Below are 2605 nucleotides of genomic sequence, written 5' to 3' on the forward strand. Positions count from 1 at the left end.
TCTCTCTGCTTTGCAACCCTTAATTTCTCGCTAACCTATTGATTAACTTGGAGTTTTAAGAGACTTCCGCGCCGGAAGTGGTGCGCATTATAAGCACCCAGGAAAAGCCGTCAAGGCTTTATTGAAATGATTCTGAAATAAACGATTAAACCGAACGGCCGTCCCGCAAAAGCCTCTACCCCTATATATAGAAGCAACACTTCCACACTGAGAGGATGTTCATAATGCTTTTGCGCCTGATCGCACGAACAGCACTACACGCCGGGCTAGTACTAGGCCTCAGCGCATGCAGCGTCTTGGGAGTAAGAGATGATGTATACGTTGACTTGGTGGGCTTGGAGCCGCTACCCAGCCACGATATGGAAGCGCGTTTTGCCGTCAAGCTACGGGTACAGAACCCAAATGAAAGCGCGATCAGGTACAACGGGATCGCACTGGAACTGCGCATGAACAACCGCCCATTGGCCGCCGGCGTCAGCGACGAAAGCGGAGAGATCCCACGCTATGGCGAGAAGGTTATCAGCGTACCCATCACTATCTCGGCGTTCTCTGTATTGCGCCAAGCATGGGGCGTTGCGCAACACACCCCATCCAGCCGAACCGGTGTGCCCTACGAGCTGAACGGCAAATTGGGGGGAGGCCTGTGGGGTGCAGCTCGCTTTACCGACAGCGGCGAACTGACCCTACCCGACGATACACAGGCCCAATAGAGCTTTAAGCGATCGCGGCTTGCTTAGCGATTTCATCAAACACTTCAGGCTGAAGCGCCGCCTCACCTTTCTCGTCCAGCACTTCGCGCGGATGCTCACTACCAGGAATGCTGCTATCGAGAAGACTCAGCAAGCTGGAGCCACGCAAGGTGAGAACAAAGTTTTCCCCGTTACCACCTTCGTGTTCGGGCCGAGGCTCGATAAAGCCTTCCTTAAGTAGCAGCGCCTCGTAGTCCGAAGCTTCCACTTTCAGCGAATCCAGCTTATCTAGCTGCACGCCTTCAGCAGTCTGGTCCGCAGCGAACTCTGCAGCGTACTCCCGTGGTTTAAACGGTTTGTAGGCACCGTTCTGCACTTCGTGGAGCAAGCGCTCAATCAGATCCCAGTTAGAGGTAGCCATGTTCCTAACCTCCAACCGATTGTTAGTGGTGCCTCGCTAGCTAATAGGCTGCGGGCTCATCCGTCATAGGTTGTGACCCACCCTCCCCATGCCCGTTCAGGTTGATTTCGCCGCCACTCCATCATCGGCCACCTTCTCGCCCGGCGCCTTTCCGTCCCGTGCGTGGTGCTCAATCACCGCATTGAGCTCTGCACCGAACAGCAGCACGGCCGAGGACAGGTATAGATAGAAGAGAAAGATGATGATCGCGCCGATGCTGCCGTAGGTAGCGTTGTAGTTGGCGAAGTTCTGCGCGTAGTAACCAAAGCCCAGCGAGGCGGCGATCCATCCGACTACCGCAACGATTGATCCTGGCGTGATAAAGCGAAATTCCTGCTCCACATCCGGCGCCAAGTAATAAACCGCCGCCACTACTGCCACCAACATAAACACCGCGACCGGCCAACGCAGCCAGCTCCATAGCACCACCACAATCTGCTCCAGGCCGACTTGGTGCGCGACCCAGTTCATCGCTTGCGGGCCGACCACCATCAAGCCCGCAGCCATTAACAGCAACGCCGCCACGCAGATGATGTAAATCACCGACAAAGGAATACGCTTCCACGCCGGCCGCGCTTCTTCCACGCCATAGACCTGGTTCATCGCGAGCATGGTCGAGCGCACGGCAGCCGAAGAGGTCCACAGCGCGACCAAAATACCAAAGGAGAAAAGCCCGGATTTTTGCGTCTGCAAATTGGTGATCGCCGGGTTCACCAGCTCCATTGCCGCTTGCGGCAGGACCAGTTCGGCTTGCTGTCGCAGCCAATCGAAAAACGGCTCGATATCCAGCACGCTGATCAGAGCAATCAGGAACAGTAAAAAGGGAAACAGCGAAAAGAACAGCTGAAAGGCTAACGCTGAGGCATAGGTCGGCAACTCGTCGTCGATAAAACCAACGACCGAGCCCTTGATTACCTCTTTAAAGGAAACCCCGCGTAAATCCGGTAAAAACATGCTCGCCCTCCAACCTTCAGCTGTCACCGACACCAACAAGATCACGTGGCATCCAGGGTTATGAGCCCCTGAAAAGCGGATCGGTTCGCCCTAAATCTGAGGCGAAAGAACGCCACACCTAAAGCGCGGGAAAAACCCTATACACTATGCGGCCTTTTAAACCACCCAAACCCGAGGTTCCCGTGAGCACGTTGCCACCCTGCCCGAAATGCAATTCCGAATTCACCTATGAAGATGGCCAGCAACTGGTCTGCCCGGAATGCGCCCACGAGTGGTCAGCCACAGCCACGGCGGACGCTGGTGACAGCGCCAAGGTGATTAAGGATGCGGTGGGCAATGTGCTGCAAGATGGCGACTCGGTCAGCGTGATCAAAGACCTTAAAGTCAAAGGCACCTCGCTGGTGGTCAAGGTCGGTACCAAGGTGAAGAACATTCGCCTATGCGATGGCGACCACGATATCGACTGCAAAATCGACGGTATTGGACCGATGAAACTCAAGTC

The 2605-nt window shown here is 55.2% G+C and carries 4 protein-coding genes; 2 read left to right on the top strand and 2 right to left on the bottom strand.

All coding sequences use genetic code 11. The annotated features are described in order from the left end of the window. Nucleotides 1-224 precede the first annotated feature (224 nt). A complete protein-coding gene (locus tag AAAB16_RS25520) occupies nt 225-710 on the top strand; it encodes an LEA type 2 family protein (RefSeq protein ID WP_340665877.1) in 486 nt (161 codons plus the stop codon). 4 nt (nt 711-714) lie between these two features. On the opposite strand, the gene AAAB16_RS25525 is transcribed toward AAAB16_RS25520, so the two are convergent. Next, nucleotides 715-1110 carry a transcriptional regulator gene (locus tag AAAB16_RS25525; protein ID WP_340665878.1) on the bottom strand — a complete coding sequence of 132 codons (396 nt, stop codon included), beginning with the start codon at nt 1108-1110 and terminating at the stop codon, nt 715-717. Nucleotides 1111-1206: 96 nt separating this feature from the next. Then, nucleotides 1207-2103, bottom strand: a complete 897-nt coding sequence (locus AAAB16_RS25530) for a YihY/virulence factor BrkB family protein (protein WP_340665879.1) — start codon at nt 2101-2103, stop codon at nt 1207-1209. 182 nt (nt 2104-2285) lie between these two features. Between AAAB16_RS25530 and AAAB16_RS25535 the strand changes: the two genes are divergently transcribed. Further along, a partial coding sequence (locus AAAB16_RS25535) for a zinc ribbon domain-containing protein YjdM (protein ID WP_340665880.1) occupies nt 2286-2605 on the top strand: 320 nt, incomplete at its 3' end.

This window comes from Pseudomonas sp. (assembly GCF_037994325.1).
Lineage (GTDB): Bacteria > Pseudomonadota > Gammaproteobacteria > Pseudomonadales > Pseudomonadaceae > Aquipseudomonas.

Coding starts and splice junctions, on each gene's coding strand:
- AAAB16_RS25520 (WP_340665877.1), top strand. CDS start 225: ATGCTTTTGCGCCTGATCGCACGAACAGCACTACACGCCGGGCTAGTA.
- AAAB16_RS25530 (WP_340665879.1), bottom strand. CDS start 2,103: ATGTTTTTACCGGATTTACGCGGGGTTTCCTTTAAAGAGGTAATCAAG.
- AAAB16_RS25525 (WP_340665878.1), bottom strand. CDS start 1,110: ATGGCTACCTCTAACTGGGATCTGATTGAGCGCTTGCTCCACGAAGTG.